Source organism: Nitrincola salilacus (genome assembly GCF_046271865.1).
GTDB lineage: Bacteria > Pseudomonadota > Gammaproteobacteria > Pseudomonadales > Balneatricaceae > Nitrincola > Nitrincola salilacus.
Genome location: NZ_CP176580.1, coordinates 1,285,177 through 1,310,136 on the forward strand (window position 1 = coordinate 1,285,177; position 24,960 = coordinate 1,310,136).

Consider the following 24,960-nt stretch of genomic DNA (forward strand, 5'->3'; position numbering starts at 1 on the left):
TTCAATGACCCCTGAGCTAATGTATGGTTGCAGGACGGGCTTTGCCAGCTGCAACAGGGCTTGCTCAATCGCTTCCGGATAAGCAAAATTCATCGGGCGGCGCTTCAAGAACGATACTGAGCGGCTGAAAAAGCTGTTCGAGCTGTATACCAGAATAACGACTAAGCAAAACAAGGCAAGGAAGGCAAATGCATGAGCGAATTGATCCTCTATACCACAGATGACGGCCGGACTAAGCTTCACCTTCGAGTGGAAGCCGACAGCATCTGGCTGAGCCAGCTAGAGATTGCCGAGCTGTTTCAGAGCACAAAGCAGAATGTCTCCTTGCATGCCAAAAACATATTTGAAGACGGGGAGTTACTTCAGGATTCAGTTGTCAAGGAATCCTTGACAACTGCCGCAGATGGCAAGAACTACCGGACCAAGCTCTACAACCTCGACCTGGTCCTGGCCATCGGCTACCGTGTCCGTTCACCCAGGGGGATCCAGTTCCGTCAGTGGGCCAGTACCCATCTAAAGGAGTTTCTTCTCAAGGGCTTCGTGATGGATGACGAGCGCCTGAAAAACCCCGGTGGCTGGGACTACTTCGATGAGCTGCTGGAGCGCATCCGGGACATACGAGCTTCGGAAAAACGTTTCTACCAGAAGGTCCGCGATCTGTTCACCCTCAGTTCCGACTACCAGGCCCGAGAGCGAGAGACCGCTCAGTTCTTTGCTGAGGTACAGAATAAGCTGCTCTACGCTACCACTGGCCACACTGCCGCAGAGTTGATCCTGAAGAGGTCAGATCCCAGTCAGCCTAATATGGCATTGACCAACTGGAGCGGCTCACGGGTACGCAAGCAAGACGTAATCGTTGCCAAAAACTATCTGACCGCGGATGAGATCGACACCCTCAACCGTCTGGTGGTGATCTTCCTGGAGCAGGCAGAGCTGCGGGTGAAGCAACAGAAGGAGCTGACCCTGGACTTCTGGCGCAACAACGTCGACAAGATGCTGGCCTTCAATGACCAGCTCATTCTTGAGGGCGCTGGCTCGGTCAGCCGAGAGAGCATGGAAAAGGTCGCTCATGAACGTTATGAGGTTTTCGACCAGCAGCGGCGTATTGCGGAGGCCGTGGCAGCCGATGCGGCTGACCTGAAGGAAATTGAGCAACTGGAGCAAGACCTCAAACACAGGGGTAGGTAGCCCTGTCAGGTATCTCATTATGAGAAAGTACCCTCTCATTCAGCGCCATCCCAACGGACATGGCATACGCAGAGATCTACCTTCCGCTGCAGCAGGTAATGCAGCCAACGGGTCTGATGATCCTGCAACCGATCGCCAGGTCCCTTCACCTCAATCAGACGGTAGCGCTTTTGTTCGGGCCAGAACTGGATCAGATCTGGCAGACCGGCACGATGCTCACGCAGATCGCGTAGAAAACGTTCAAAAATCTGCCTCAGATCAGCCGCCGGGATACAGGTCAGTGCCAGCTCGAGTGTCTCCCGTGGCAGTAGCGGCCAGTAAATGAACGGGGTAGTGATCCCCTGTTTGGCTTGCCAGTTATGCAGGATCTGCTCCGCGTAGCTGCCATCTTCAAGTTGGCTCAGGCACTGATTGAACAGTGTCTGGCGCCGCGCGACAAAATCCTCTCGGTAGAGATCCGTCGGGGCCGCATGAAACGGATGAAAGAAGGCACCCGGCAACGGGGCGTACAGTGCTTCCCAGCAGAGCAGGGCGAAGAGGGCGTTGAACAGGGTGTTCTCGACATAGCAGGCCGGTGCATCGGGTTCGGACAGATGCTCGGCCACTGCCAGCTCAACTGAAGGGTGTGGAGGCAACAACAATGTATGTGTCGGGATCGACTGCCTGCCTGAAACAGACGGCTCAGGCTTAGGTTGACACACAGGGGGGTAGTCAGGGTCATTCAAAGGATGTTGTGGATCAGATAATACCGTCTGCAATCGCTTGCGGATACGGGTGTAGAGACGTTGCAGGCTCAGGGCTTCCGCTTCATTGACCGGCTGCACAAGTGCTTCGCAGAGGATCGGCCAGGCTTGCTCGATCTGGCCCTGACGCTCCAGTACGCGCAGTCGTCGTACACGCGCTTCACGATGGCGGCTGATTCTATAGGTGTCCAGCGCCAGCTCGGTCAGCCCCTGTCGTTCGGCCGTCTGTGCCAGCGTGAATAGCAACCGTGCCCGACGTGCTTCCAGCCAAGGGTTGTCCAGCGGTTCGGGTGGTACGGATGCTATCAGTCTCTCTGGTGCAATACCTTCATCCAGTTGCTCCCGGCAATGGTGCATCTTCAGATAGCTGTTCACCTCATCCCGCTGGCTGAATGCCCGTGAGTCAGGGCTGAAGGGGATAGGCTCGTAGGTCTGATGTCCCAATTCGGTCAACACGAACTCCGACCAGTCCTGGCGCAGATTACCGAAAAACATCAATCTGACGCGATCAAACAGTGGCATCTGCATGAGTCGGATCAACCGATCCTGAGCCTCTGGCCACCAGTAATGCAGGGTGCTTCTCTTCTCGGCCAGCTCCGGCAGGGAGGTCAGCGCCTCCAGCAATTGGGGTTTGGTGGTTGAGCGGGCAAGGCCGAGGGAGGCTAGCTGGTCCTGAAAACAGCTCATCAACTCGGCGCGAGTCAGCAGTTTGAACAGTTGGGCCAGGTCCACTTCAGGATCTGGGTCGATCAACCCGGCATCAATCAGCGCGGGCAGGGTGTTTGTAATATCCCCTATCTCGGCATAGATCAGCTTGTTGCTGCGGAACAGTTCTCCCTTGCGCATCACCATCCGCACCAGCAACGCCTGACTGGGCTGTGGCAGGCTCAAAAAGCCTGTCAGTCTGCCCAGTTCATCAGAGAGCAGTAGATCGGCATGACGCTCCAGCACCCAGCACAGCACACTCTTCATGTTGCTGAGATAGTAGAGTGGATTGTCCAGCGATGCGCTGCTGAAATTGTGTGGGCGATTGAGGGTGGTTGCCATACGACCAGTCCTTAAGTTCAGCCCTCAAGCATCCAGTTGCGCTTTCACCTTGTCAACTATATAGCGGCCGATCGGGATTGAAGAGGTGGCCGCAGAGGGATAACAGGTCAGCACCGCATTGGGGCCGACCGTATTCCTGCGGATGAGTGTTAATGGGCGAGGATGAGGGCCAGGGATGATAAGGCTGTTGTCTGTCGCTGGTTCTGGGATGAAGAGGCTCAGTGACGGGTTGCAACAGCGCCCGGCAAACCTCGCATCACTGCCTGAGCCACCACCGCCGTAATCACCGCCTTGACCAGATCACCCGGAATAAATACCGCCATGATGGTAATCGAGTCTTGCCAGCCGCGCCCGGTGACCAGTTTGAATCCGGTGATGCCAAAAATATACAGAATCACGATGCCGCCAAACACCGCCGCCAGAAGCGTTGCCGGGAATACCGGCAAACGACGCAGCCACAACGCCATATAGCCAGTGGCAAAAGCGGCAAAGGGGAAGCCGATGGCAAAGCCGGCGGTCGGGCCGACAAATACGCCCAACCCACCCCGGCCACCCGCCAGCAGCGGTGCACCGAGCGCGACCACAAAGATAAACAGCGCCATCGATAGCGCGCCACGCCAGGGGCCGAGCATGATACCGGCCAGCATCACACCCAGCGTCTGGGCCGTGATCGGGATGCCGGTCACGAAGGGAACAGGGGGAATAAAGCCCAGTGCAGCGATCAGTGCCGCGTAGAGAGCGATCTGGACCAGCGTTTTATCTTTCATGTTGAGTTATCTCTTTTTCTTTTTGGTGTCAGTGGAGTCAATTGTTTTCAAGGAGCATTTTTTTTATGGAGCTTTTCGGCTGATGCCACCACGGGCCGCCAGCGCTTCGGATACAGTATCCGACAGACGGATCGCCTGGATTGTCATCGGAATCGCCAGTCGCCAGACCTGTTTGCCACCGCCTCGGGCGCGCCAGGCCTCCAGCAAACTGTCGAGCACCGCCATCAACACCGGGATGAACCGGATCAGCAGTGTCACGGCAAAGGCGATCCGGCGGGTATCCACACCCAACCAGCGCAGTGGCGCAAACAGAGGCATCACGGCATCCATCATCGCTTCCATGCGTGTGGTCATGGTGATCAGGTTGGCCAGCAGAATCAGTGTGCTCATGCGCAGGATCAGGCCCAGCCCCTCTTGCCAGCCAACGCTCCACCACTGCAGCAGAAACATCAGTGCGAACAGCGGCAGTAGTGGCCGCAGCAGTTTGAGTTGCCGCAGGGCTTGTCTGCCCAGCGACCAGTACAGCAGCAGGGTCCCGAGCAGCATCGTCGCCAGCAACCAGAGATTGATCACAGGATAGAGGGCAATGCTGATTGCAGCCAGAATAAGTAGCTTGAAACCGGCAGGCTGGCGGTGCAGCCAGCTTTGCTGTCCCAGATAGAGGCTGATCACAGACCGGCTCCGTCGCGTGCCTGCTGCTGATATTCGGGCAGCACCAGATCCGGTGGTCCATCCCGATATACCCGCCCCCTGTGCAACCAGATGATACGATCAAAGCGTTGCAGTGTTTCCAGTTCGTGGCTGATCATCAGTATCTGCTGGGGCAAGGCTTCGAGCAGAGCGAGCAGTTGATAGCGCGTCGGCAGATCCAGTGCAGAAAAGGGTTCATCCAGAATCAGTACATGCGGCTGCATCAGTAACACCGACAGAATACACACCAGTTGCTTTTGCCCATCCGACAGACTGTGTACCGGTCGATCCGCCCAATCGCTGCGGTTATGTTCTGCCAATAGCGCATGTGCGGACTGTCGAGCCTGCTTCTGTGTTTGTCCCTGGTTGAGCAGGCCGAAGGTCAGTTCCTCTTCCACCGTTGGGAAGATGATCTGATGATCCGGGTTCTGAAAGATAAATCCGACATGCGCCGACATCTGTTCCGGCCCCACGACAGGGCTCTGGCCACAAGCGGTGATATCACCGGCATCCGCCTGCAACAGACCGTTGATCAGCCGCACCAGTGAGCTTTTACCGGAACCATTGTGCCCGATCAGCCCGATGCGTTGTTCGTACAGATCCAGTGACAGATCCTTCAGCACAGGCTGTCCGTCACGACTCAGAGAGACGTTGAGAAAGGAGATGCCATGGGGGGCTGCAGATGGATTGATCATGTGGTGAATCGGGCCTTGAACTGGAGCGGGCCATTATATAGAGGGGGGGCCTTATTTCACAGTTGATCGCCATAACTGATCGAGCGAATTTCTGTTACTCTACTCACCTGTCAAAATTCATATTGTGGTTTGAAGGAGAAGAGCAGTGATCGAACTGGGCCGAATAAACACGCTGCCGGTCATGCGGATGGTCGAGTTTGGTGTCTATCTGGATGGTGGCGACAAGGGCGGTATCCTGCTGCCGCAGAAAGAAGTGCCTGAAGAGTGTCAGATCGGTGATCAGCTTCGGGTGTTTGTCTACCTCGACAGCGATGATATGCCGGTTGCCACAATGAAAAGACCCAGAGCGCAGGTGGGTGAGTTTGCCTCGCTGGTGGTGGCTGATACCAATCAGGTTGGTGCGTTTCTCGATTGGGGGCTACCCAAACAGCTGTTCCTGCCCTTTGCCCAGCAGGCAAAACCGGTAGAACCTGGCCAGCGCTGTATCGTTTATCTCTATATCGACAACTCCGGCCGTATTGCAGCTTCCGCCAAGCTGGAAAAGTTTCTTGATAAAACTCCCTGCGACTACACACCGGGTCAGACAGCAGAGCTGTTGTTCTGGCGCCGCACTGATCTGGGTTATCTGGCGATTGTGGATCACCGTTACCTGGGCATGCTGCACAATCAGGATCTGTTCCGCGAGATACGCAGTGGTCAGACTGTGCACGGCTTTATCAAACAGGTGCGCGAAGATGGCAAAATCGATGTGATGCTGGAAAAGCCTGGCTATTCTCGCGTTGACCCGCTGGCGCAACAGATACTGCAGTATCTTGAGATCAAAGGCGGTCAGTGCCAACTGAACGATAAAAGCTCACCTGAAGAGATCAAGGAGTTGTTTGCCGTCAGCAAGAAAGCGTTCAAAATGGCCCTCGGCAATCTGCTGAAACAGGGGCTGATCCGCCAGAATGAGCAGGGGATTGAGCGGGTGGAGTGAGGGGGTAAAGCATACACCTGCAGAGCTTCAATCACCTGTTGTTCTATCTTAATCCTGACATTAATCGAGCTATGCGCCTTGTAAATACTGGCGTATAATTAAAACACATAAAGGTAGAATTGTCAGGAAATTTTATATCGTGTCAGTCTCATCTAAAGTGTCTCAACGCATACAACGGATGAAACGGGGGGTGCCTTTCTCGATCAGCCGATTCTATGAGTTAGGTAGTCAAACCGCCGTGCAGAAGGCTCTTAGCAGGCTGAGCGAAGAGGGTGTAATCGAACGTGTGGCCAAAGGGATCTATGTTCGACCAAAACCTTTGCCTAGCCTCCCGGCCATTAAAGTCAAGACGAGTGCAGTGAGCGTCGCTCGTCTATGGGCCAGAGAACACCGCTATATTCTGGTGTCGCAAGGCCAGGAAGCAGCATATCGACTTGGTTTGCAAACCCAGGCGCCGGTGAAAACAATTTTCTGGAGCGATGGGCCAAGTCGTACTTTTGCGGTTGGTAATGAAGTAGTTGAAGTGAGGCATATAGCCAGGCAGAAGCTACGCTGGAGTGGCCGGCCTGAGGGTGAGTTGTTTCGGGGGTTGAGCGTTACACCTCCATCAGGAGGTGGATTACAGGCATTACTCAAAGCCTTCAGGCGTTTGGGGCTGACGAAGCAGGAAAGTCAGGCAGTCGTTGAGCGACTTAAAGCATCTTCTTTGCCAAAGGCATGGCAGGAGAAACTATCAGAGCTGGAAACAAGGATGGCCATCTGAATGAATATTTTTGAACTCTATGCGGATACCGGTAAGCATGGCGAATTGAGTGAGTTGATCGAGTTGGGCGCCCAGCTGCACCCTTCTGGCCTTAATGCGAGCTTTCTTGAAAAAGATATCTGGGTCACAGAGATCCTGAGACTGCTCTATGACGAGCAGCTCTTGGGGGACTGGGATATTGCTTTCAAGGGTGGGACAGCCTTGAGCAAGTGCTGGCGTACTATTGAGCGCTTTTCTGAAGATATAGATCTGTCAATCCATTGGGCAGATCTGGCACTGGAAGATGACGAAAATGCTGCTTGGCATAAAACCACAGCAACTAGAAGTCAATGCGATCGTTTCCGAAAAGCGCAGGCTAAGTTATTGACTGCGTGGAGCGCTGGACTTGTTGATAGGCTGAATGCTCGTTTTGCAGGATATGGGATCAAGGATCTGCAGGCTGAATTGGAGCCGGACTCCAATGGAGAAAAGGTTGATATTCACTTCCCTCGCGTAACAGCGAACCAGAACACCTATCAGCTTGACCATATTCTGTTGGAGTTTGGCGGCCGTAACCGGGGGCGGCCAACGGAACCTCACGCCGTTCAGACATACCTGTCTGAAGTGCCTGAGATTGCTGGAGCACTTGTGTTACCAACTGGAACTGTGGCTGCATATGACCCTGGTTATATCTTGTGGGAAAAACTGACAGCATTGCACCAGTATTCAACTCAAGATAGAGCGCCTTCATCTTTTAATCGTCTTGCACGTCATTGGTATGATGTTGACTGCTTGCTCCGGGCAGAGGAGTTTACAGACCCTTTGGGGCAAAAGCAGGCCATGAGTGATGTCATAGAGATGAAAAGACTCCGCTACTCGGAGAAGGGCGTTGATTACATGGCTATTCATGACGGCAGACTGATGCTGATACCAAAAGATGAGCGTTTGGAGTCAATTGCTGAGGATCATCAGTTTGCTGTTGATAGTGGTATGTTCTTCGTCAAACCTGCTTCATTCGATGTTATCGTTGAGCGATTACGTACTGCGCAGGACACAATAAACACTGCTTTAGCCAGTGGTTGATAGTCAATTGAATCAACAAGTTCAGTTCCCTGCCACCACCTGTGCCAACCTTTCCGACAAGCTTTCCAACCAGCGCTCCATCCAGCGCTGGCTGCTTGCCGCCATACCGGTAGCGCTGATCTCACTCAGTGTTTCTGTCTGTTCCCATTGCCAGTGTGCAAGTGGTTTGCCTTCGGCGGTCAGTAGGTCGGCGTGCAGTGCGATGGCCAGTGTGCCGGCTAGTTGATCAAGGTGCCAGGTGTGCAGGGTGATACTCAGGCGGTAGGTGGCATCAATGCCTGGCCTATCCTGATGGACGCTGATCTGCGAGAGTTGATCAGCCAGATAGTCAACGCTGATGCGCTGCAATTGCTGAGGCAGGGGCTCGCTCCAGATATGGTCGCGAAAGGGCATCAACTGGTTGGGAGCGGGTTGATACCAGATGTTGCGGCTGTTCAGGGCCGGTGTGGATTGTGGGCGCTCGACTACCAGGGTCGGGGTGTCTGCACCATAGTGTTTGGCACGGCTTTCCTGTGATTTGCCCAGCGGTTCAAGCTGAAGCTGCAAGGGAGCAGGACCCGCTTCAGGCAGCAGGGTACAACCGCTGATCAGCAGCAGGCTAAGGCAGATCAGGAGCAGGGTGCGTCCTTGTCTCATGGGTTTTCTCCAGGGCCGGGCGGCAGTGTGGCCGGGCCGGTTATCAGACTGTTACTTTCGCGTTTGAACTGTTCTAACAGTGTTTCGAGCTCTTCCAACATTGCGGGCAACTGTCGGGTGGTGGCCTGACCATCGCGCGAGAACAGTTCTATCTGGCGGGTCGCCTTGTCCATGCTTTGCGACAGGCTGTCGGCCAGGTTCTGCCCCATCTGTTCGATCGCCAGTGGCCAGTCTTCGCTCTGGGTCTGTAGCTGGCGTGTGAAGTCAGTCAGGGCCTGCGCCATCTCTTCATAGGGCTTCAGATCCAGTTGGGCAACCTGTTGATCGGCTGTTGATGCCAGTGACTCTACGGCAGCCAGCATATCGCTCAACTGCTGCTTCATCTCGGCGTCGGTCAACTGGCTGATCTGACGGGTCAGTTCATTCAGATTTTCGGCCAGATCGTTGAATCGTTCGAGCGAATCACTCAGTGCATCGGTGATCTGTAATAGGCGTGAAGCTTTACTACCAATGACGGCTGGATCCTCATCAGATGTTTCCAGATAGGGGCTTTGGCCGTCGCCACCATTGATCTCGACAAACAGCAAGCCGGTAATGCCTTGGTTCTGCAGAGAAGCCACTGAGTTTTCGCGGATGGGCGTTTCTGGATCAATGCGAAGATCCAGGCGTACACGCCCCTCCACGTCGGTATCCAGTGATATACGCTCAACGATCCCGACTGGTACGCCCAGATAGCGCACGCTGGCACGCTCATTCAGCCCCGCCACCGATTCAGTAAAGTAGGTGAGGTAAAGCTGGCGTTCCTGCTGGCGCTTATCCTGGGTCATCCAGGCGATCATGCCCAGCCCCATCAGTAGCAGCAGTACAACAAAAGCACCGACTAGCGTGTAGTTGATGCGTGGATTCATGCTTCGGGCTCCATTTTGATCGCCGCACGTCGTGCACGGGTGTTGGCAAAGTAGTGTTGAATGTCGGGATGTTCATGTGTCGACAAGTCATCCATCGGCAGTTTGGCCAGTACGCGCTTCTCACCCAGAAACGCCACCTGATCAGTCACACGCCACAGCGAGTCGAGATCGTGCGTAACCAGAATCAGCGTCAGGTCCAGCGTGGCATGCAGCTCCAGCAGCATCTCGTCAAAGGCACTGGCTCCGGCGGGGTCAAGGCCTGCTGTGGGCTCATCCAGTAACAGCAGGACAGGGTCAAGGGCGAGTGCACGGGCCACGGCAGCTCGCTTCAGCATACCACCGCTGAGCTCTTGCGGATATTTCCATGCGGCCAGATCGGGCAGACCGGTCAGACGCAGCTTGAGCATCGCCAGCTCTTCCAGCAGACTGTCGGGCAAAGATTGATGTTCGCGAATCGACAGCATGATGTTTTCCAGCACCGTGAGGCTGGAGAAGAGAGCGCCCTGCTGAAACATCATGCCGATCTTTTTCCTCAGGCCTGCCATCTGGTCGGTCGTCAGCTCGGTGACGGGGAAACCGAAAAGCTTGATTTCACCCTCATCGGCCTCCTGCAACAGTGCAATCTCGCTCAGCAGCACCGATTTGCCACAGCCACTGCCACCAACCAGAGCAAGCCGCTCACCGCGTATAATGGTCAGATCCAGATTCTTGTGGACCTCGTGGCTGCCGAAGCGGGTTGCAAGCCCTTTGATGTCAACCAGTGTTGTCTGTGTCATCGTCTCACCAGCCCAGTTGTGCAAACAGAATGGAGAATATGGCGTCCGCGATGATCACCAGAAAAATACTCTGCACCACGCTGCGGGTTGTACGACGACCGACCTCTTCGGCGCCACCGTTGGCCAGCAACCCCTGCATGCAGCCGACATTGACGATCAGAATCGCAAACACCGGAGCCTTGATCAGGCCGACCCAGAAATGAATCACGTCGACACTGGAGCCGAAGCGCTGAATAAACTCGATTGGGCTCAGCTCCAACTGCAGAGATGCCACTAGCATGCCGCCACCGATACCGGCCGCCATCGACAGAATTGTCAGCAGTGGCATCACCAGCATCAGCCCGATAAGTTTGGGCAGAATCAGCCAGGCGTAGGGGTCCTGGCCCAGACTTTTCAGCGCCAGTATCTCCTGATTCATCTGCATGGTCGCCAGTTGCGCGGCATAGGCAGAGCCGGAGCGACCAGCCACGATAATGGCGCAGATCAGCGGAGACAGCTCGCGCAACAGTGTCAGGGATACCAGTTCAACAATAAAGATATTGGCGCCGTAAGTAGCCAACTGCAGGCCACCCTGATAGGCGATAACAGCACCGAGTAGAAATGCCAGCAGAGCGATGATCGGCACCGCATGCAGGCCATCTTTCTGTAAAACATCCAGCACCATTTTGATCTTGAGCTCGCCAGGGTGGCGGAACAGCCTGAGCACAAGAGCGCTCAAACGACCAAAAAAATTCAGCAGTTCCAGACCATGGCCAGCAGACTCAATTGTTCGCTTTCCGAGGTCAGCCAGCCAGTTGAGTGAGGGCTCAGGTTCCGGAGTGTCTCCACTGCGCGCGGCAACCAGTTCCAACAGGCGTGTCTGATCTGGTGTCAGCCCCTTGGGCCAGGCGTCCGGGGATGGGCCGATCAGCTTGAGAAGCTGCAGTGCGCCGTTGGTATCCATCTGGCCGAGACTGGCACTGATCGTGTGTGACTTGTCCAGCCGCACATCATTTATCAGGCGTACCAGCTCTTTCAGATAGCGTGTATCCCAATCGCCTGCCAGCAGGGTTCCCGCATCATCCTGATGGATAGCGGGGGGTGTCTGTGTGTCCTTATCCATCAATTGCTCAATCCGGAGTGATCCATCCAGTGCCCGGCATTATCGCCGGTTCCGGGTTGCCGATCTATATCAGTATTCTTCTATCTATCTACTATCCAGTATCTTAATCCAACCATCAAGTTATTCGGATCAGCAGCTCAGTGCGCTATCTGACTGACCAATTGGACAGCAGGTTGTCAGAAATGTCGTTTATCTTTATCAGTACGCTGTCACAGCATCAAAGCGATCAGTAATGGCACCAGCAAGGCTGTCAGTAACGCATTCAACCCCATACCGACCGCAGCAAATGCTCCGGCCGTGTCGTTCACCTGAAAGGCGCGAGCGGTACCGATGCCATGTGCCGCCACGCCTGTAGCAAAGCCGCGGGCTCGCCAGTCCTTGATACGTAATAGATTCAACAGTGGTGTTGCGGCTACTGCGCCGATTACACCGGTCAGCAACACCAGTACGGCAGTGAGCGTGGGCGACCCACCGATGCTGTCGGAGATCCCCATGGCAACCGGCGCGGTAGCGGATTTGGGTGCCAGCGACAGCAGGCTTTCACCACTGATCCCGAGTGCCCAGGCGATGCCGACGGCGCTGATGATGGCCGTCAGAGATCCGGCAAACAGCGCCGCCAGTATGGGCAGCAGGCTTTTACGTACCCGCGCAAAGTTGATAAACAGCGGCACAGCGAGCGCAACGGTGGCCGGGCCGAGCATGAAGTGGATGAACTGCGCACCCTCAAAATAGACCGGAAAGCTGGTATCGGTCAGCCAGAGCAGGCAGGCCAGTATCAGCACACTGATCAGTACCGGGTTCAGGTAGGGAGTGCGTCCTGCTGCGCGGAAGAGTTTGTCAGCCAGAACATAAGCGGCCAGCGTGCCACTGAGCCAAAGTAACTGGTTTTCCGCCAGATAACTCCAGATTTCCAGAAAATCACTCATTATTCACTCCATTTTCCAGATTTTTTTCACTTTTTTCTTCACTCTCACCGCAGAGCTTTGAAACACCGGCAAATACCAGCGCTCCGATGGCAATCGCCAGCAGTGTGCTCAGAATCAGTGCCATCAGAATGCCGAACCCCTCTGTTCCCAGCCTGTCCACATGGCCGACAATCCCTACACCTGCGGGTACAAACAGCAATGACAGGTGCTGCAATAACCCCTGCGCGGTGGGTTGGACGCGAGCAAATATCGGTTTGTGCACCATAAACAGGATCAGCAGCAGTGCCAACCCCAGCACCGGACCTGGCAGGGGTAAACCCAGCGCACGCGCGATCACCTCGCCGATCAATTGACAGATCAGCAGTAACAGAACCGCAAGGATCATGATGATTTCCTCAGAAGATACAGATGGTTACAGCATAGTGCATGATCATCTCAGATGGCAGGGGCTGATCACCTCCTTGTTCAATCTTCTCAAGCCTGCTATTTTGTGAATATACGCCACATTTTATAAAATTATCTAGTAAACGTAGAGTATATTCACATGGATTTGTTTGATCTTGGAGTCTGCGTCCGTCAGACGCGTCGGCGCAAAGGCTACTCCATGCAGGCGTTGGCTGATATGGCAGGTGTCGACAGGAGTACCTTGTCGAAACTGGAAAACCAACGCCTGCCGGAGTTGGGATATGGTAAGGTTGTCAGGCTGTTGGCCGTACTGGAGCTGGAATTGGTTGTGCGGCCAGCATCACCTCTACCGACACTACCTGAGCTGCTGCGTGATATGAACAAGGAGTAAGTGATATGTCTCTTAAGCGAGCGAACGTGCAGGTGGATCAGTTACCAGTCGGGGAGCTTTTTGTGCCCGGTATGCCTGATCCTGCAGTATTTACCTATCGAGATAAACTGAAGCCCTCTCAGGCAGTATCTGTGACGATGCCGGTCGATTCGGAGGCAGTCACCTATCCCGGTATCCATCCAATTTTTGCTCAGAACCTTCCGGAGGGATATCTGGCGGATATCTTGCGCAAGACGATTTCCAAGCTTCAGGGGGCGGGTGATCTGGTGATGCTGACTGCATTGGGGCGTTATCAGGTTGGTAGAGTGATCGTTACGTCTCCTGACCAGATGGTTGATGAATCTGCCGCGTCCGCTGGTGAGTCGATGAGCGGGCTGCTGGAGTCAGGCAACAGTGCGCTGTTCGAAGAGTTGGTCAGCAAGTATGCGCTCAGGTCAGGTATTTCAGGCGTGCAGCCAAAAGTGTTGGTACCCGCAAGGGTGGAGGAGCGAGGGACGCTGAAAACAGAAGGGTTCATCGTCAAGTCCTGGGGTGATGACTATCCACAACTGGCGGCCAATGAGTACTTCTGCATGCGGGTTGCCCGCAGTGTGGGGTTGGCGGTTCCGGACTTTGATCTTTCAGCGGATGCCCGCCTGTTTGTGATGAAGCGTTTTGATCGCGATGGCGAGGGCAACTGGCTCGGCTTTGAGGATGCCTGTGTCTTGCAGGGGCTGCCGCCACTGGACAAGTACAGTGGCAGTTATGAACGACTGGCCAGAAGTATATCCGCATTTGTATCACCGGATCATCGCATGCAGGACCTGACTTCACTATTCCTCTCTTTGCTGGTGTCACGTGCGGTGGGGAATGGCGATGCGCACCTGAAAAACTTCGGCATTCTGTACTCCTCTCCTTTTGCTCAGCGCAGATTAGCACCCGCCTATGACATAGTATCGACTCTTCCCTATCTGAATAAGGATGTGCCGGCTTTGACGCTGGCAGGTAAAAAAACCTGGTGGGATCCTCGCTATCTGAAAACCTTTGGCCGTACGGCCTGTGGTCTGTCAGAAAAAGAGGTGGTCGGAGCTTTCCATCAGGTAGCGCTTGCGCTGGACCGGGTCAGAGTAGAGATGGAGCAGTATGCTGCTGACCACTCAGCCTTTCGTGAGATAGGCGCTGCGATGACTCAGATTTTCGCCACATCTGCACAGCTGTTTGCCGAGGTGGAGTAGTGTGACAGGGGCTGCTCCTCATCAGTCGCGCCCGCTGACGACCACTTATCGCATGTAATAGTCACTGGTCAGATCGCGTTGAGAGAGGGGCTAGCCCTTCTCTACACTGCCCGCATGATTAACAACCCTGTTAACAGCGGAGGTGTGAGAATGTTCTATTCCATCCTATTGTCGATCCATATTCTGGCCGGATCGGCGGCACTGATTGCTGCAATCATCGCAGCAGGGCTGAAAACTGCCAATTTATCCCATCACTGGCATCGAATCAGTGGACTGGTGTTTGTTGCCGGTATGCTGCTGGTGTTCGTGACCGCGGTGGTGATGACGATGCTCAAGCCCAATCTGTTTCTCCTTCTTATTGCGATCTTCAGCGTCTATTTGGCATTGACTGGCTGGAGAATGGCGCGCAACCGGAGAGGTGATCCCGGGGTGGTCGACTGGTTGCTGCAGGGTGCCATGCTCTTGTCGGCATTGATGATGCTTGGGCTCGGCGCTTTACAACTATTCAATGGGATGGGGCAGGGGGTTACTTTGCTGGTATTTGCCGGGTTGAGTCTCTGGTTCAGTCTGTCGGGTTTGAAAACACTGCGTGAAGGTGGGTTCAGAGGTGGTGAGCGAATCGCCAACCATGCCGGGATGATGCTCGGGGGGACCATCGCGACGATTACGGCAGTGTTGGTTGTGAATGTCAGCCTGGAGCCCGCATTTATCCTCTGGCTGGCACCGACCGTATTGATCACGCCACTTATCATCTGGTGGAAGCAACGTTTGCTGTCTGGTGTGCATGTCAGGGGCATGTGATGTGGTAGGCTTTTCTTCTCGTGCCGTGAAACGGATCTATCATCATGTCGGTATTTTCATTTTCTCAATCGGAAACCGGGCTCAGTACCTTCATCAGGTTACTGAGCCGCTATCTACTGGTCACGTTGCTGGCCTGTGGTGTGATCACGATACTGGTCTGGTTGCTGACCGATCTGGACCTGTTGCGCAGTGCCAGCGTGTCGCTGGGTTATGGGGTCACGTCGGTGTTACTGCTGAACACCGCACTTTACTGGATTCGCTCACTCCCGACTTGGCTGACGGCGGGGTTGGCGCTGTTTCTGGGCCTGTTACTGGGTGTCAGTAATCACTTCTGGGTGGTGACGGGGGAGTTGGCACCACGATTACTGATGGAGCAGCCGCAGCGTGTACTCACTCAACTGGTGATAGGTGGCATCTTTACGCTTAGTGTGTGCTATTTTTTCTACACCTATGCACTGTCACGTGCTCTGCAGGCGGATATCGAAGCGCACAAGGCACGCGAGACGCAGCAGCAACATGCTTCTGCGCTGGCAGAGCTCAGAGTGCTGCAAAGTCAGATGGAGCCCCATTTTCTATTCAATACGCTGGCCAATATTCAGGGTTTGATTGATCAGCAACCTGAGCAGGCCAAGTCGATGATACAGGCTCTGACGACGCTCTTGCGACGCAATCTGCATCAGGTTCGGTCCGACTGGAGCACTCTGAATGAGGAACTTGCGCTGGTCAGTGCCTATCTTGAAATCCAACAGATCCGCATGGGAGAACGGTTGCAGTGGCAGATCAATCTGGATGATGAGCTGCGATCGTTCGAGCTTCCTCCACTGGTGTTGCAGCCATTGGTGGAGAATGCGATCCGGCATGGGCTGGAGCCTTTATCGCAGGGCGGGACGTTGACCATCTTGGCTGAGTCAACCTTGCAGGGATGTGAGATACGAATAGAGGATAATGGCATAGGTATGCAGCAGGTCAGCACAACAGAGGGGCAGGGCGTGGCGCTGAACAATCTGCGTGAGCGTCTGGCACTGCTATATGATGATCGTGCGAAGCTGAGAATCGTTCAGCCGGATGAGGGCGGGACGCGGGTGGTGCTGACACTGCCGTTGCGAACGGAGAAGGAGGCGAGATGCAGCTGACCTGTCTGCTGGCCGATGATGAGCCGGTGCTACGCTTCAATCTGCACCAGCGTCTGGAAAGCCTCTGGCCTGAGCTGGATCAGATCCATCTGGCCAGTGACGGGGCCGAAGCCTGGACCAAGATTCAGGCGATCAGGCCGTCGGTGGTGTTTCTCGATATCAATATGCCAGTGATGACCGGCCTTGAAGTGGCGTTGAACATGCAGCAGTCGGGGCTGACTCGCGACTGCGCACTGGTTTTTCTGACGGCCTATGATGAGTTTGCCGTGCAGGCATTTGAGCGAGAAGCGATCGATTACTTACTCAAGCCGGTGGATGACCAGCGTCTGCAACAGACAATAGAGCGCATCAAACAGCGTCAGTCTGAGCCGGGACTTGCGGATCTTGGCCAATTACGTGAATTGTTGCAGCAGTCATCCAGGGAGGTGGCACCACGCTGGCTGAACTGGTTCAATGTCCAGCAGGGTGAAGAGATACTGATGATCAGTGTGGATGAGGTTTTAGCCTTTCGGGCTGAAGACAAGTACACCACGCTAATCACCGAAGGCGGCGAATACTTGATCCGTACTCCTCTCAAACAGCTGGAAAATCAGCTGGATCCTGAGCGTTTCTGGCGCATTCATCGCAGCAGCATCGTGCAGGTGCGGATGATTGAAAAGATCAGCCGCACACTGACAGGGCAGTTGAACGTCAAGCTGAAAGGGAGCCGAAAAAGCCTGGCGGTGAGTCGGCGTTTTGCTGAGCGTTTTCGGCAGAGCTAGAACTTTCGGAAGAGCTAGAGCTTTCGGCAGAGTTAAAACAGGCCACTCACACGATAAACGCTGCTTGCTACAGCGTTTGCCAGTACGCGAGAGTGGCTGTCGATCAGGGTGAACTTCTCTCTGGCTCGGGTGATGCCGGTGTAAATCAGTTCGCGGGTCAGAATTGGGCTATCGTGATCCGGCAGCAGCAGAGCTGTGTGGCGGAACTCCGAGCCCTGTGATTTGTGCACGGTCATGGCAAAAACCGTTTCAGCAGCCTGAAGGCGCCCCGGCAGAATCCAGCGGATGCGATCCGTGCCATCACCGGCAGGAAAGGCAACGCGCAATACCCGGCTGATACGACCATCCTCATGCTGGCGCGGATACTCCAGAGTCATGCCGATATCGCCGTTCATCAACCCCAGGCTGTAGTCATTGCGGGTGATCATTACCGGACGGCCGGTGTACCAGATCCCTGTAGGATCGATCAGCCCGCGAGACTGCAGAGCGCTCGCAATTCGTTCATTCAACTGCTCCACACCCCAGGGCCCCATTCGCAGGGCGGCGAGCAACTGGAATTGTCCATGAGCTTTGAGTACGGCTCTGGCCCAGTTATCCCAACTCTCCGTTGGATCCGTATCGGCAGGGCGCTGTTGCTGCAGACAGGTCAGGTAGGTGCCGTAGCCCTCCTGAGGGTCTGTGATCAGTTGCTCGAAGCGTTGATCCGTTGCACTGTTCAGGCGCAGGTGCTGCAGATCAGCAAACTGACCGTTGAAAACGGTCTGCAGTTCAGTGGTGTTAGCGGCAGTGTTGACCCGTCGGGCCAGCGTCCCGATTCCGGACTGGCTGCCGAAACGATAGCTGTGACGCAACATGGTGATCACCTGATCACGCGGGGTGCCCTGCGGATCAATATATTCTGTTGGGATGCTCTGTTGGCAGATGCCTTGCAGCCACTGAGCGGTTACTGGTGAGTAGTGGGCGGCATCAGCACGCTGACACAGACTGCCCAGCACGGCACCGGCTTCGACGGATGCCAGCTGATCCTTGTCACCGAGCAGAATCAGACGGGCACCCGGAGCGAGTGCCGACAGCAGGTTGGCCATCATCTCAACATCTACCATCGATGCTTCATCCACCACCACCAGATCCACCGGCAGTGGGTTACCTGCATGATGACGGAAGAAACGACTGCCGGGTATCGGACCCAGCAGACGGTGCAGGGTCGTAACCTCCGTGGGAATCTCATCTCTGATCCGCTCGGCATCAGGCAGTTGTGACAGGTTCAGTCCCTGCACCTGCCCGGCAATCGACTCGTTCAGGCGTGCGGCTGCTTTACCGGTCGGTGCTGCCAGACGGATGCGCAGTGCACCACCCTGTTGTGACAGTGCCAGATGCTGCAGCAGGGCGAGCAGTTTGACGACGGTGGTGGTCTTGCCCGTGCCGGGGCCACCGGTGATCACGGCAAAGGCACTGCGGGCTGCCAGTGCACAGGCGATCATCTGCCAGTTGGGATCGGTATCCTTGCTCTCAAAAAGCAGGTTAAGGCTCTGCTTCAGCAGATTCTCTGGCAGGTCGAAGGGCTGCTCCAGACGGCTCAGAATCACTTGGCTGATCTGCTGTTCATAACGCCAGAAGCGCCGAAGGTAGAGCAGTGGGCGCTCTGCAGAGCCTGACAGTACCAGTGGTGTATTGAGAGGTGTATTGAGTGATGTATTGCTCTCGGTTGTGCCGTCGCTCGTGTCAGTGTGCGTGATCAACAGTGGGTGGCTGAGTGCCTGCAGCCACTGGTCGAGTTGAATACTGCTCAGTAGCTGTCCCGGCAGCACGGCCAGTTCACTCTGATCCCCTTCTGGAGGCAGAGACAGTGCCCTCTCAGGCTCATCCAGACAGTGTTGCAGGTCCAGGCATACATGCCCACGGCCATTCTGATGGCTGGTCAACGCCGCTGCCAGTAACAGTAGCGGAGGCGCATCAACCGCTTCCTTGCTCAGAAAACGGGCCAGTTCAACATCCAGCCAACGCAACCAGCCCGCCTCAGCCCAACGCTCCAGCACCGCCAGCAGTGCTTCGCTGTCCTGCTGCAGTACGCTGAGATTGATCGTTGAGGCTATCTGCGGGGTCATGCTGTCACTCCAGTTAAAAGATCAGTGCAACAGCATCACTGTACCGAGGCCGAGGAAAGCGAAGAAACCGATCACATCGGTGACAGTTGTCAGGATAACCGGGCCGGACAGCGCCGGGTCGATTTTCAGTTTATCGAGCACTATCGGAATAAATACGCCAGAAACGGCGGCAATCAGGATGTTAACAATGATCGCAACACCGATCACGATTCCGATAATCATGTCACCGAACCAGAGGTAGGTGATGATCGCTATCACAACAGCCCAGATCAGACCATTGATGGCTGCAACGCCCAGTTCTTTGTACAGCAGCGTGAAGTAGGTTTTCGGGCCAATCTGATCCAGCGCCAAGCCCCGGATCATCAGCGTGAGTGTCTGACTGCCAGCAATACCGCCCATACTGGCGACAATAGGCATCAGTACGGCGAGAGCCACCACTTGCTCCAGTGTGGCCTCAAACAGCCCGATGGTCCAGGCTGCGAGAAAGGCGGTCAGCAGGTTGATACCCAGCCAGACCGCACGTCGTTTGGCGCTGTCAACGACGGGAGCGAACAGATCCTCGTCCTCATCAAGACCGGCGGTGTGCATGAACTGGCTCTCCATGCTGCGGCGCATATTCTCCATCGCTTCACCGATCGACATTCGGCCCAGCAGCTTGCCATCGGTATCTACTACGGCCAGCGCGGTATAGCCGGAGCGATAGACCATATCAGACCCATCATCCAGATCCATGTTGCCTTCGACTACCGGAGCGTCACTGTCTATAAAAGAGTCTATGGCGGTGTGACTACCCACACCCAGTAACTGGCTGGCCTGAATCAAGCCGACATAACGGCCGGTGCGGTCAACGACAAACAGGCTGTCCTGATATTCAGCTTCATCCGTCAGTTTGCGGAACAGGCGGATTGCATCACGCACCTTGGCATTTCGATTGATGATCAGCAGGTCATGATCGGCATAGCGACCACACTGTTCGTCATCATAGGTCAGTGCCGTATCCAGCCAGCGACGCTGACTTTCATCCAGGCGTGAGGCGGCATAGTGATAAACGGCGGGAGGCAGCTCGTCCAGCAGTTCCAGCAGGTCATCAACGTCGATATTCTCAACCAGCTGGAATAGCTGGTCGTCGTCTATCTGCTTGAATATGTTTTCACGCGCATCCACGCGCATGAAGGTCAGGGCTTCGATCTGATTTTCAGGTGGCAGGGTTTGCCAGGTGGCGACACGCTGCTCAACCGGCATCGCTTCCAGCGCCAGTGCGACCTCTTCGGGCTCGCGCTGGCTGAGCTTTTCGGTCAGCTGCTCCTGCCCCTCTTCGTCAAAGCTCTCCCTGACAATCTCTTCGATATCGAACAGTGGTTGTTCAGCCATATATCATATCCTTGAGCAGAGAGTGGTGAGCGGACATATACGTGTATTCATGGTCAAGGGTTTAACAAATGCAGATCATAGAATAGCTGATCTCAGGCATGATTAAACAGCCTGTTGATGCAGGTGTAAATAACGGAAATTGTAGCAGTTTTCAATAAATACAAGAAACTTTACTTGGGCCGTTGCAAGCCACAAGACCTTTACTGTGTAAAGTTTGAGGTACCTAGTGTGCCTCAGCGAGGGCCTTATGTACCAAGCGCCTGAAAGATTCGAAAGCCGAGGTCGCACCTGTCAGTGCATCCACATTATCAATGGAGCCGGTCAGCATCAGTTGGTTCTCATAGCCTTCAAATGCAGACAGGTGACTAATTTGGCTGACGCGGCGCCATCTGTCGGCATAGTTAAGATCATCGGATTTACGCGCCTGAAACACTCCCTCGTCGTCACGCTGAATCTCGTCGTAGTATACCGAGGCAATACGTCCATTGACGATAGTAATCTCCACCAGAGCACGCCAGCCTCTGCTGTCCGGCTCTGACTCGGCATAGTAGCTACCATCCCGATAACCTTGATTATCAACCCGAGCAATTGCCACGGCTTGCTGCTCTCCCATCAGCTCAGAAGCAAGTGCCGAAAAGGCATTATAAGCACTGGTTGCTCCGGTGATTGCATCGACCTCAGCCAGGCTACCTGACTGCATCAATTGAGCCTCCAGTGCCGGAAAGGCGGACAATTGGCTGACACCGCTGACCTGGCGCCAGCGGTCGGCATACTCCAGGTCTGCAGACTTACGATACTCGACACTGCTGGACTCATTGCGACGAATCTCATCAAAATAGATGCCGATAATCTGTCCATTTTTTACTGTCATTTCGAGAATGGCATTGAGCCCGCGACTGCTGGGCTCGGATTCAGCGTAATAGCTGCCATCGGCAAGTTGCATGGCAGGGATGGATAGCCGGGTTACCTGAGTTGACACCTCATCGGCGGGTGCAGATGTTTCGGGCACCAGGTTGTCAGCTTGTGGTTCTATGTCTGTTACAGCAGGGGCTGCTGCTTCATGACCCGCCAGCACACCTATGTCGAATTGTGCCAGAAGGACTAGAGCACCCGGGCTGTGGGGGCGGCCATTACCCTTATCGTACCAGGCTTCGGTCGACTCCATGCCACACCAGTCGGTCAGCACGGATTCCGGAGTGGGGTGCTCGTCGATATAGTCGGTGATGTCATAAACACGACCATCGATCACTTTCCAGCAACTCGCGGCATGATTGTGTTGTGCCAGCTCCTCCAGGCTGATTATCCGACCTTGAGAATCAGACTGAGCATGGCTGGGTACCAGCCAGTAAGCGCCGACCAGGGTGAGAATACTGCTGATAAATGCGATGAGTGTTGTATAGGCTAATTTGTTCATAGGAAATCAAAGACCTCAAAGTGAATAGCCGAGGCAGGGACACCCTCATGCATGAGGAGTGTTCTCAAATGGTTGATCATGGGTGCCGGGCCACACATATAGATCTCACGCTCACGATAGTCTGGGCAGTGCTCCTGCAGAAATGCCGCTGTCATTGCTCTCTGTTCCCGGAACAGGTGCAGGGTCAGATCGAAGGTTGGCTGTTTAACTGCTATCTCTTTCAGTTCATCTGTAAAATAGGCCCTGGAAGGATCATTGGCCAGGTAAAAAAGGTGTACCTGTGCAGCCGGCTTTTCCTGGCCGGCCATATCCCGCGCACCACTGACAAAAGGTGTTATACCAATTCCTCCACCAAGCCAGAGCTGTTGCTTCTGCGGGTAATGCCGTTCGTAGAAATCGCCATAAGGTCCCTCTATCTGAACCCTGCTGCCCTTTCTGATAGTTTGAATGGCGCGGCTGGCATCTCCCAGATCCTTGATGCCGACTTTCAGATACTCATCAGTGGGCGCGGAAGAAATAGTATAGGGGTGCTCTTCACCGACTCCATTACTGAGGCTGTCGTCAAAAGGGGTGAGATAGACGAATTGCCCCGCTTCATACTGTATGGGTTTGCCTCTGGGTTTCAGACTGATCTCGACCACTCCGCGCACCAGCGTATTCACCTCCACCACTTCGTATTCAAACTGACCCAGAGAGGGTGACAACACCTTACGCCAGATAATGGCGCCGATGGCAAGAGCACCCAGAAACCACCATACCAGGGGGTAGGTTGCCAGCGGTAGGGTGTGTGCCAGCGCTGCGACGGTTGCCGGTGCTGATAGGAGATGCAGTCGCTTCCATTGCTGATAGTTAAGGCGGCCGGCAAATCGAAAGGTGGGGCCCAGGAAGGCCACCATTAGCGCCAAAGCGAGCCAGCCCATCCAGACTGGCCAGTAACTCAGTGGTGGGAAGAGCACAGTCATGGCGGGTTCCATTCCTCGGGTGATGACCGAAAAACTCAGCCCCCAGGCGTGCAACATCACCAGCATGAAGCTCAGAAAGCCAACCCAACGGTGCTGCGACCATAAGCGTGGCAGCCCACCGAAAAGTCGATCCAGATATGGCAATCGAATACTCATCATCGCTGCCAGCAACATCAGCGACAGGCCAATCACACCGGCCAGGCGAGCCAGACCACGGAAAAAACCTGAAGGCTGGTTCCAGGCCTCCTGCATCAGGCTGGGCATAATCAGCAGAACCGGCACCACAACCACTGCGATCAGCAAGATATCACCGGGCTTAAGCCATCGTTTTATCACTGTTCACAATCTCCTTTTGGTCGGTTTTTTCCGAATCACTGTTGTGCCGCGACTGGCTTAATCCTCGTCAAACTCAGTATAGCGTACGACCAGGAAGTCGATCAGTGCCCTGACCGAGGGCAGGAGGCCTCGTCTTGATGGGAAGACCAGATGAATCATCTCCCGGCGTGGTGGCCAGTCCGGCAGCAGCCTGATCAGGGTGCCTTTGTTCAGTTCCTCAGTAACCATCAGGATCGGCAGCTGTACGATGCCGACGCCGGTTAATGCCGCTTTCATCAGCGCTACCATATCGGTTGTTACGTAGCGGGGCTGGTGTCTTACAACCACGGACTGGCCATCGACGTGTTGCAAAATCCATTCGTGTGCTTCATGCGGTGTACTGCGGCTGAGGCTGGGCCACTGGCTCAGGTCTTCGGGGCAGTCAGGCATGCCCAGGTGCTCTACCAGTGATGGGCTCGCTACCAGACACTGGCCTCGATCAGACAGCACACGCATCACCAGATCACTGTCTTCCAGTGGTAGTGGGCGAACGCGAATGGCGATATCCACCCCTTCATTAATCACATCCACGCGGCGGTTGGTGGCTTCCAGATGCACGGTGACATGAGGGCACTGTGCCATGAAATCAGCCAGCATGGCACCGACATGGAAATGAAGCAGTCCGACAGGGCATGTCAGCTTGATGATGCCCCGTGGTGCTGCTCGCAGTGTATCGATCGACTCCTGTGCCGCTTCAGCCTCAATCAGCATGGCTCTGCAATGTTCGTAATAGGTGCGCCCGACCTCGGTGACCGTGAACTGGCGAGTGGTGCGGTGAATCAGGCGGACATCCAGACGCTCCTCCAGTGCTGAGATCCGGCGACTCAACTTGGACTTGGGTATGCCCAGTGCTCTTCCGGCTGGAGCAAATCCACCATGCTCCACCACCTGGGCGTAGTAGAAAAGATCGTTAAGATTCAGCATCAGCCATCTCCACTGTTCTAATAAGGGAACGCTCAGTATCAATTTAGCAGTCTACAGGCTGATTGTATCGAAATGTATTCTGTACCCATGCATCTGTAGTCCCTGGTTCATGACCGAAGCAGGCTGCAGATGGAGTCGGTGTGGCGCCGAATGCCGCACCCATTTGGAGGAAAATCTCATGAGCACATCTTATACCCGTCTTGATAAAGACAATGCTGCGGTACTCCTGGTTGATCACCAGGCAGGTCTTTTGTCTCTGGTGCGTGACATGGATCCAGATCGTTTCAAGAATAACGTTCTGGCTCTGGCGGATCTGACCAAGTACTTTGGCTTACCCACCATCCTGACCACCAGTTTCGAAAATGGCCCGAATGGCCCGTTGGTACCTGAGTTGAAGGAAACTTTCCCGGATGCTCCTTATATTGCTCGTCCCGGTCAGATCAATGCCTGGGATAACGATGATTTCGTCAAGGCTGTGAAGGCGACCGGCAAGAAGCAGTTGATTGTGGCAGGTGTCGTGACAGAGGTCTGCGTGGCCTTCCCGGTGCTGTCGGCACTGGAAGAGGGTTACGAGGTGTTTGTCATCACTGATGCCTCCGGTACCTTCAACGAGCTGACTCGTGATGCAGCCTGGGATCGCATGTCTGCTGCCGGTGCTCAACTGATGACCTGGTTCGGTGCCGCCTGTGAGCTGCATCGCGACTGGCGTAATGATGTCGAGGGGTTGGGAGCACTCTTCTCCAACCATATTCCTGATTATCGGAATCTGATCACCAGCTACATGACGCTGACAGCTGATAAATGATCCCCCTTGCCCGACGTCAA

At 54.8% G+C, this 24,960-nt stretch carries 25 protein-coding genes; 10 read left to right on the forward strand and 15 right to left on the reverse strand.

Annotation, left to right across the window (positions count from 1 at the left end; genetic code table 11):
• The first annotated feature begins 192 nt into the window (after positions 1 to 192).
• The gene (locus tag ACK3CJ_RS06005) at positions 193 to 1,188 is read left to right on the forward strand and encodes a virulence RhuM family protein (protein WP_409525534.1); all 996 of its coding nucleotides are present in this window, start codon (positions 193 to 195) and stop codon (positions 1,186 to 1,188) included.
• 35 nt (positions 1,189 to 1,223) lie between these two features.
• Here the strand turns inward: ACK3CJ_RS06005 and ACK3CJ_RS06010 are convergent, their stop codons facing one another.
• From ACK3CJ_RS06010 to ACK3CJ_RS06025, 4 genes are all read right to left on the reverse strand, one after another.
• A complete protein-coding gene (locus ACK3CJ_RS06010; protein ID WP_409525535.1) occupies positions 1,224 to 2,978 on the reverse strand; it encodes a VRR-NUC domain-containing protein in 1,755 nt (584 codons plus the stop codon).
• Between the two features lie 218 nt (positions 2,979 to 3,196).
• A complete protein-coding gene (locus ACK3CJ_RS06015) occupies positions 3,197 to 3,745 on the reverse strand; it encodes a biotin transporter BioY (RefSeq protein WP_409525537.1) in 549 nt (182 codons plus the stop codon).
• 63 nt (positions 3,746 to 3,808) lie between these two features.
• The gene (locus tag ACK3CJ_RS06020; protein WP_409525538.1) at positions 3,809 to 4,417 is read right to left on the reverse strand and encodes an energy-coupling factor transporter transmembrane component T family protein; all 609 of its coding nucleotides are present in this window, start codon (positions 4,415 to 4,417) and stop codon (positions 3,809 to 3,811) included.
• A complete protein-coding gene (locus tag ACK3CJ_RS06025) occupies positions 4,414 to 5,130 on the reverse strand; it encodes an energy-coupling factor ABC transporter ATP-binding protein (protein WP_409525539.1) in 717 nt (238 codons plus the stop codon). Before ACK3CJ_RS06025 ends, ACK3CJ_RS06020 begins: the two co-directional genes overlap by 4 nt.
• A gap of 145 nt (positions 5,131 to 5,275) precedes the next feature.
• On the opposite strand from ACK3CJ_RS06025, the gene ACK3CJ_RS06030 reads away from it, so the two are divergent.
• From ACK3CJ_RS06030 to ACK3CJ_RS06040, 3 genes are all read left to right on the forward strand, one after another.
• The gene (locus tag ACK3CJ_RS06030; protein WP_409525540.1) at positions 5,276 to 6,106 is read left to right on the forward strand and encodes a CvfB family protein; all 831 of its coding nucleotides are present in this window, start codon (positions 5,276 to 5,278) and stop codon (positions 6,104 to 6,106) included.
• A 139-nt stretch (positions 6,107 to 6,245) separates the two neighbouring features.
• Entirely contained in the window at positions 6,246 to 6,869 is a 624-nt protein-coding gene (locus tag ACK3CJ_RS06035) for a DUF6088 family protein (protein ID WP_409525541.1), read from the forward strand.
• Complete coding sequence (locus ACK3CJ_RS06040; RefSeq protein ID WP_409525542.1) at positions 6,870 to 7,931, forward strand: nucleotidyl transferase AbiEii/AbiGii toxin family protein; 1,062 nt, start codon at positions 6,870 to 6,872, stop codon at positions 7,929 to 7,931.
• Positions 7,932 to 7,952: 21 nt separating this feature from the next.
• Here the strand turns inward: ACK3CJ_RS06040 and ACK3CJ_RS06045 are convergent, their stop codons facing one another.
• From ACK3CJ_RS06045 to ACK3CJ_RS06070, 6 genes are all read right to left on the reverse strand, one after another.
• Entirely contained in the window at positions 7,953 to 8,567 is a 615-nt protein-coding gene (locus ACK3CJ_RS06045; RefSeq protein WP_409525543.1) for an ABC-type transport auxiliary lipoprotein family protein, read from the reverse strand.
• The gene (locus ACK3CJ_RS06050) at positions 8,564 to 9,475 is read right to left on the reverse strand and encodes an MlaD family protein (RefSeq protein WP_409525544.1); all 912 of its coding nucleotides are present in this window, start codon (positions 9,473 to 9,475) and stop codon (positions 8,564 to 8,566) included. The genes ACK3CJ_RS06045 and ACK3CJ_RS06050 overlap by 4 nt, the downstream gene beginning before the upstream one ends.
• Positions 9,472 to 10,251 carry an ABC transporter ATP-binding protein gene (locus tag ACK3CJ_RS06055; RefSeq protein ID WP_409525545.1) on the reverse strand — a complete coding sequence of 260 codons (780 nt, stop codon included), beginning with the start codon at positions 10,249 to 10,251 and terminating at the stop codon, positions 9,472 to 9,474. The genes ACK3CJ_RS06050 and ACK3CJ_RS06055 overlap by 4 nt, the downstream gene beginning before the upstream one ends.
• Before the next feature lie 4 nt (positions 10,252 to 10,255).
• Positions 10,256 to 11,353 (reverse strand): MlaE family ABC transporter permease, encoded by a 1,098-nt coding sequence (locus ACK3CJ_RS06060; RefSeq protein WP_409525546.1) that lies wholly within the window; start codon positions 11,351 to 11,353, stop codon positions 10,256 to 10,258.
• Between the two features lie 209 nt (positions 11,354 to 11,562).
• On the reverse strand, positions 11,563 to 12,279 hold the full coding sequence (locus ACK3CJ_RS06065; RefSeq protein ID WP_409525547.1) for an LrgB family protein: 717 nt from the start codon (positions 12,277 to 12,279) through the stop codon (positions 11,563 to 11,565).
• On the reverse strand, positions 12,272 to 12,664 hold the full coding sequence (locus tag ACK3CJ_RS06070; protein WP_409525548.1) for a CidA/LrgA family protein: 393 nt from the start codon (positions 12,662 to 12,664) through the stop codon (positions 12,272 to 12,274). The genes ACK3CJ_RS06065 and ACK3CJ_RS06070 overlap by 8 nt, the downstream gene beginning before the upstream one ends.
• Positions 12,665 to 12,823: 159 nt before the next feature.
• Here ACK3CJ_RS06070 and ACK3CJ_RS06075 point away from each other — a divergent pair, with 159 nt between their 5' ends.
• From ACK3CJ_RS06075 to ACK3CJ_RS06095, 5 genes are all read left to right on the forward strand, one after another.
• Entirely contained in the window at positions 12,824 to 13,075 is a 252-nt protein-coding gene (locus ACK3CJ_RS06075; protein ID WP_409525549.1) for a helix-turn-helix domain-containing protein, read from the forward strand.
• Between the two features lie 5 nt (positions 13,076 to 13,080).
• Positions 13,081 to 14,289, forward strand: a complete 1,209-nt coding sequence (locus tag ACK3CJ_RS06080; protein ID WP_409525550.1) for a type II toxin-antitoxin system HipA family toxin — start codon at positions 13,081 to 13,083, stop codon at positions 14,287 to 14,289.
• A 114-nt stretch (positions 14,290 to 14,403) separates the two neighbouring features.
• Complete coding sequence (locus tag ACK3CJ_RS06085) at positions 14,404 to 15,090, forward strand: DUF6040 family protein (protein WP_409525551.1); 687 nt, start codon at positions 14,404 to 14,406, stop codon at positions 15,088 to 15,090.
• A gap of 44 nt (positions 15,091 to 15,134) precedes the next feature.
• Positions 15,135 to 16,223, forward strand: a complete 1,089-nt coding sequence (locus ACK3CJ_RS06090; protein WP_409525552.1) for a sensor histidine kinase — start codon at positions 15,135 to 15,137, stop codon at positions 16,221 to 16,223.
• Positions 16,214 to 16,984, forward strand: a complete 771-nt coding sequence (locus ACK3CJ_RS06095; protein ID WP_409525553.1) for a LytR/AlgR family response regulator transcription factor — start codon at positions 16,214 to 16,216, stop codon at positions 16,982 to 16,984. Before ACK3CJ_RS06090 ends, ACK3CJ_RS06095 begins: the two co-directional genes overlap by 10 nt.
• A 32-nt stretch (positions 16,985 to 17,016) precedes the next feature.
• Here ACK3CJ_RS06095 and recD read toward each other — a convergent pair whose 3' ends face one another.
• The 5 genes from recD to ACK3CJ_RS06120 form a co-directional block, all read right to left on the reverse strand.
• The gene (gene recD, locus ACK3CJ_RS06100; RefSeq protein ID WP_409525554.1) at positions 17,017 to 19,089 is read right to left on the reverse strand and encodes an exodeoxyribonuclease V subunit alpha; all 2,073 of its coding nucleotides are present in this window, start codon (positions 19,087 to 19,089) and stop codon (positions 17,017 to 17,019) included.
• A gap of 21 nt (positions 19,090 to 19,110) precedes the next feature.
• The gene (mgtE, locus tag ACK3CJ_RS06105) at positions 19,111 to 20,460 is read right to left on the reverse strand and encodes a magnesium transporter (RefSeq protein ID WP_409525555.1); all 1,350 of its coding nucleotides are present in this window, start codon (positions 20,458 to 20,460) and stop codon (positions 19,111 to 19,113) included.
• Positions 20,461 to 20,683: 223 nt separating this feature from the next.
• Positions 20,684 to 21,874 (reverse strand): cytochrome b5 domain-containing protein, encoded by a 1,191-nt coding sequence (locus ACK3CJ_RS06110; RefSeq protein ID WP_409525557.1) that lies wholly within the window; start codon positions 21,872 to 21,874, stop codon positions 20,684 to 20,686.
• Positions 21,871 to 23,172 carry a ferredoxin reductase family protein gene (locus ACK3CJ_RS06115; RefSeq protein WP_409525558.1) on the reverse strand — a complete coding sequence of 434 codons (1,302 nt, stop codon included), beginning with the start codon at positions 23,170 to 23,172 and terminating at the stop codon, positions 21,871 to 21,873. Before ACK3CJ_RS06115 ends, ACK3CJ_RS06110 begins: the two co-directional genes overlap by 4 nt.
• A 57-nt stretch (positions 23,173 to 23,229) precedes the next feature.
• Positions 23,230 to 24,135 carry a LysR family transcriptional regulator gene (locus ACK3CJ_RS06120; protein ID WP_409525559.1) on the reverse strand — a complete coding sequence of 302 codons (906 nt, stop codon included), beginning with the start codon at positions 24,133 to 24,135 and terminating at the stop codon, positions 23,230 to 23,232.
• 178 nt (positions 24,136 to 24,313) lie between these two features.
• On the opposite strand from ACK3CJ_RS06120, the gene ycaC reads away from it, so the two are divergent.
• A complete protein-coding gene (gene ycaC, locus ACK3CJ_RS06125; RefSeq protein WP_409525560.1) occupies positions 24,314 to 24,940 on the forward strand; it encodes an isochorismate family cysteine hydrolase YcaC in 627 nt (208 codons plus the stop codon).
• Positions 24,941 to 24,960: the final 20 nt, after the last annotated feature.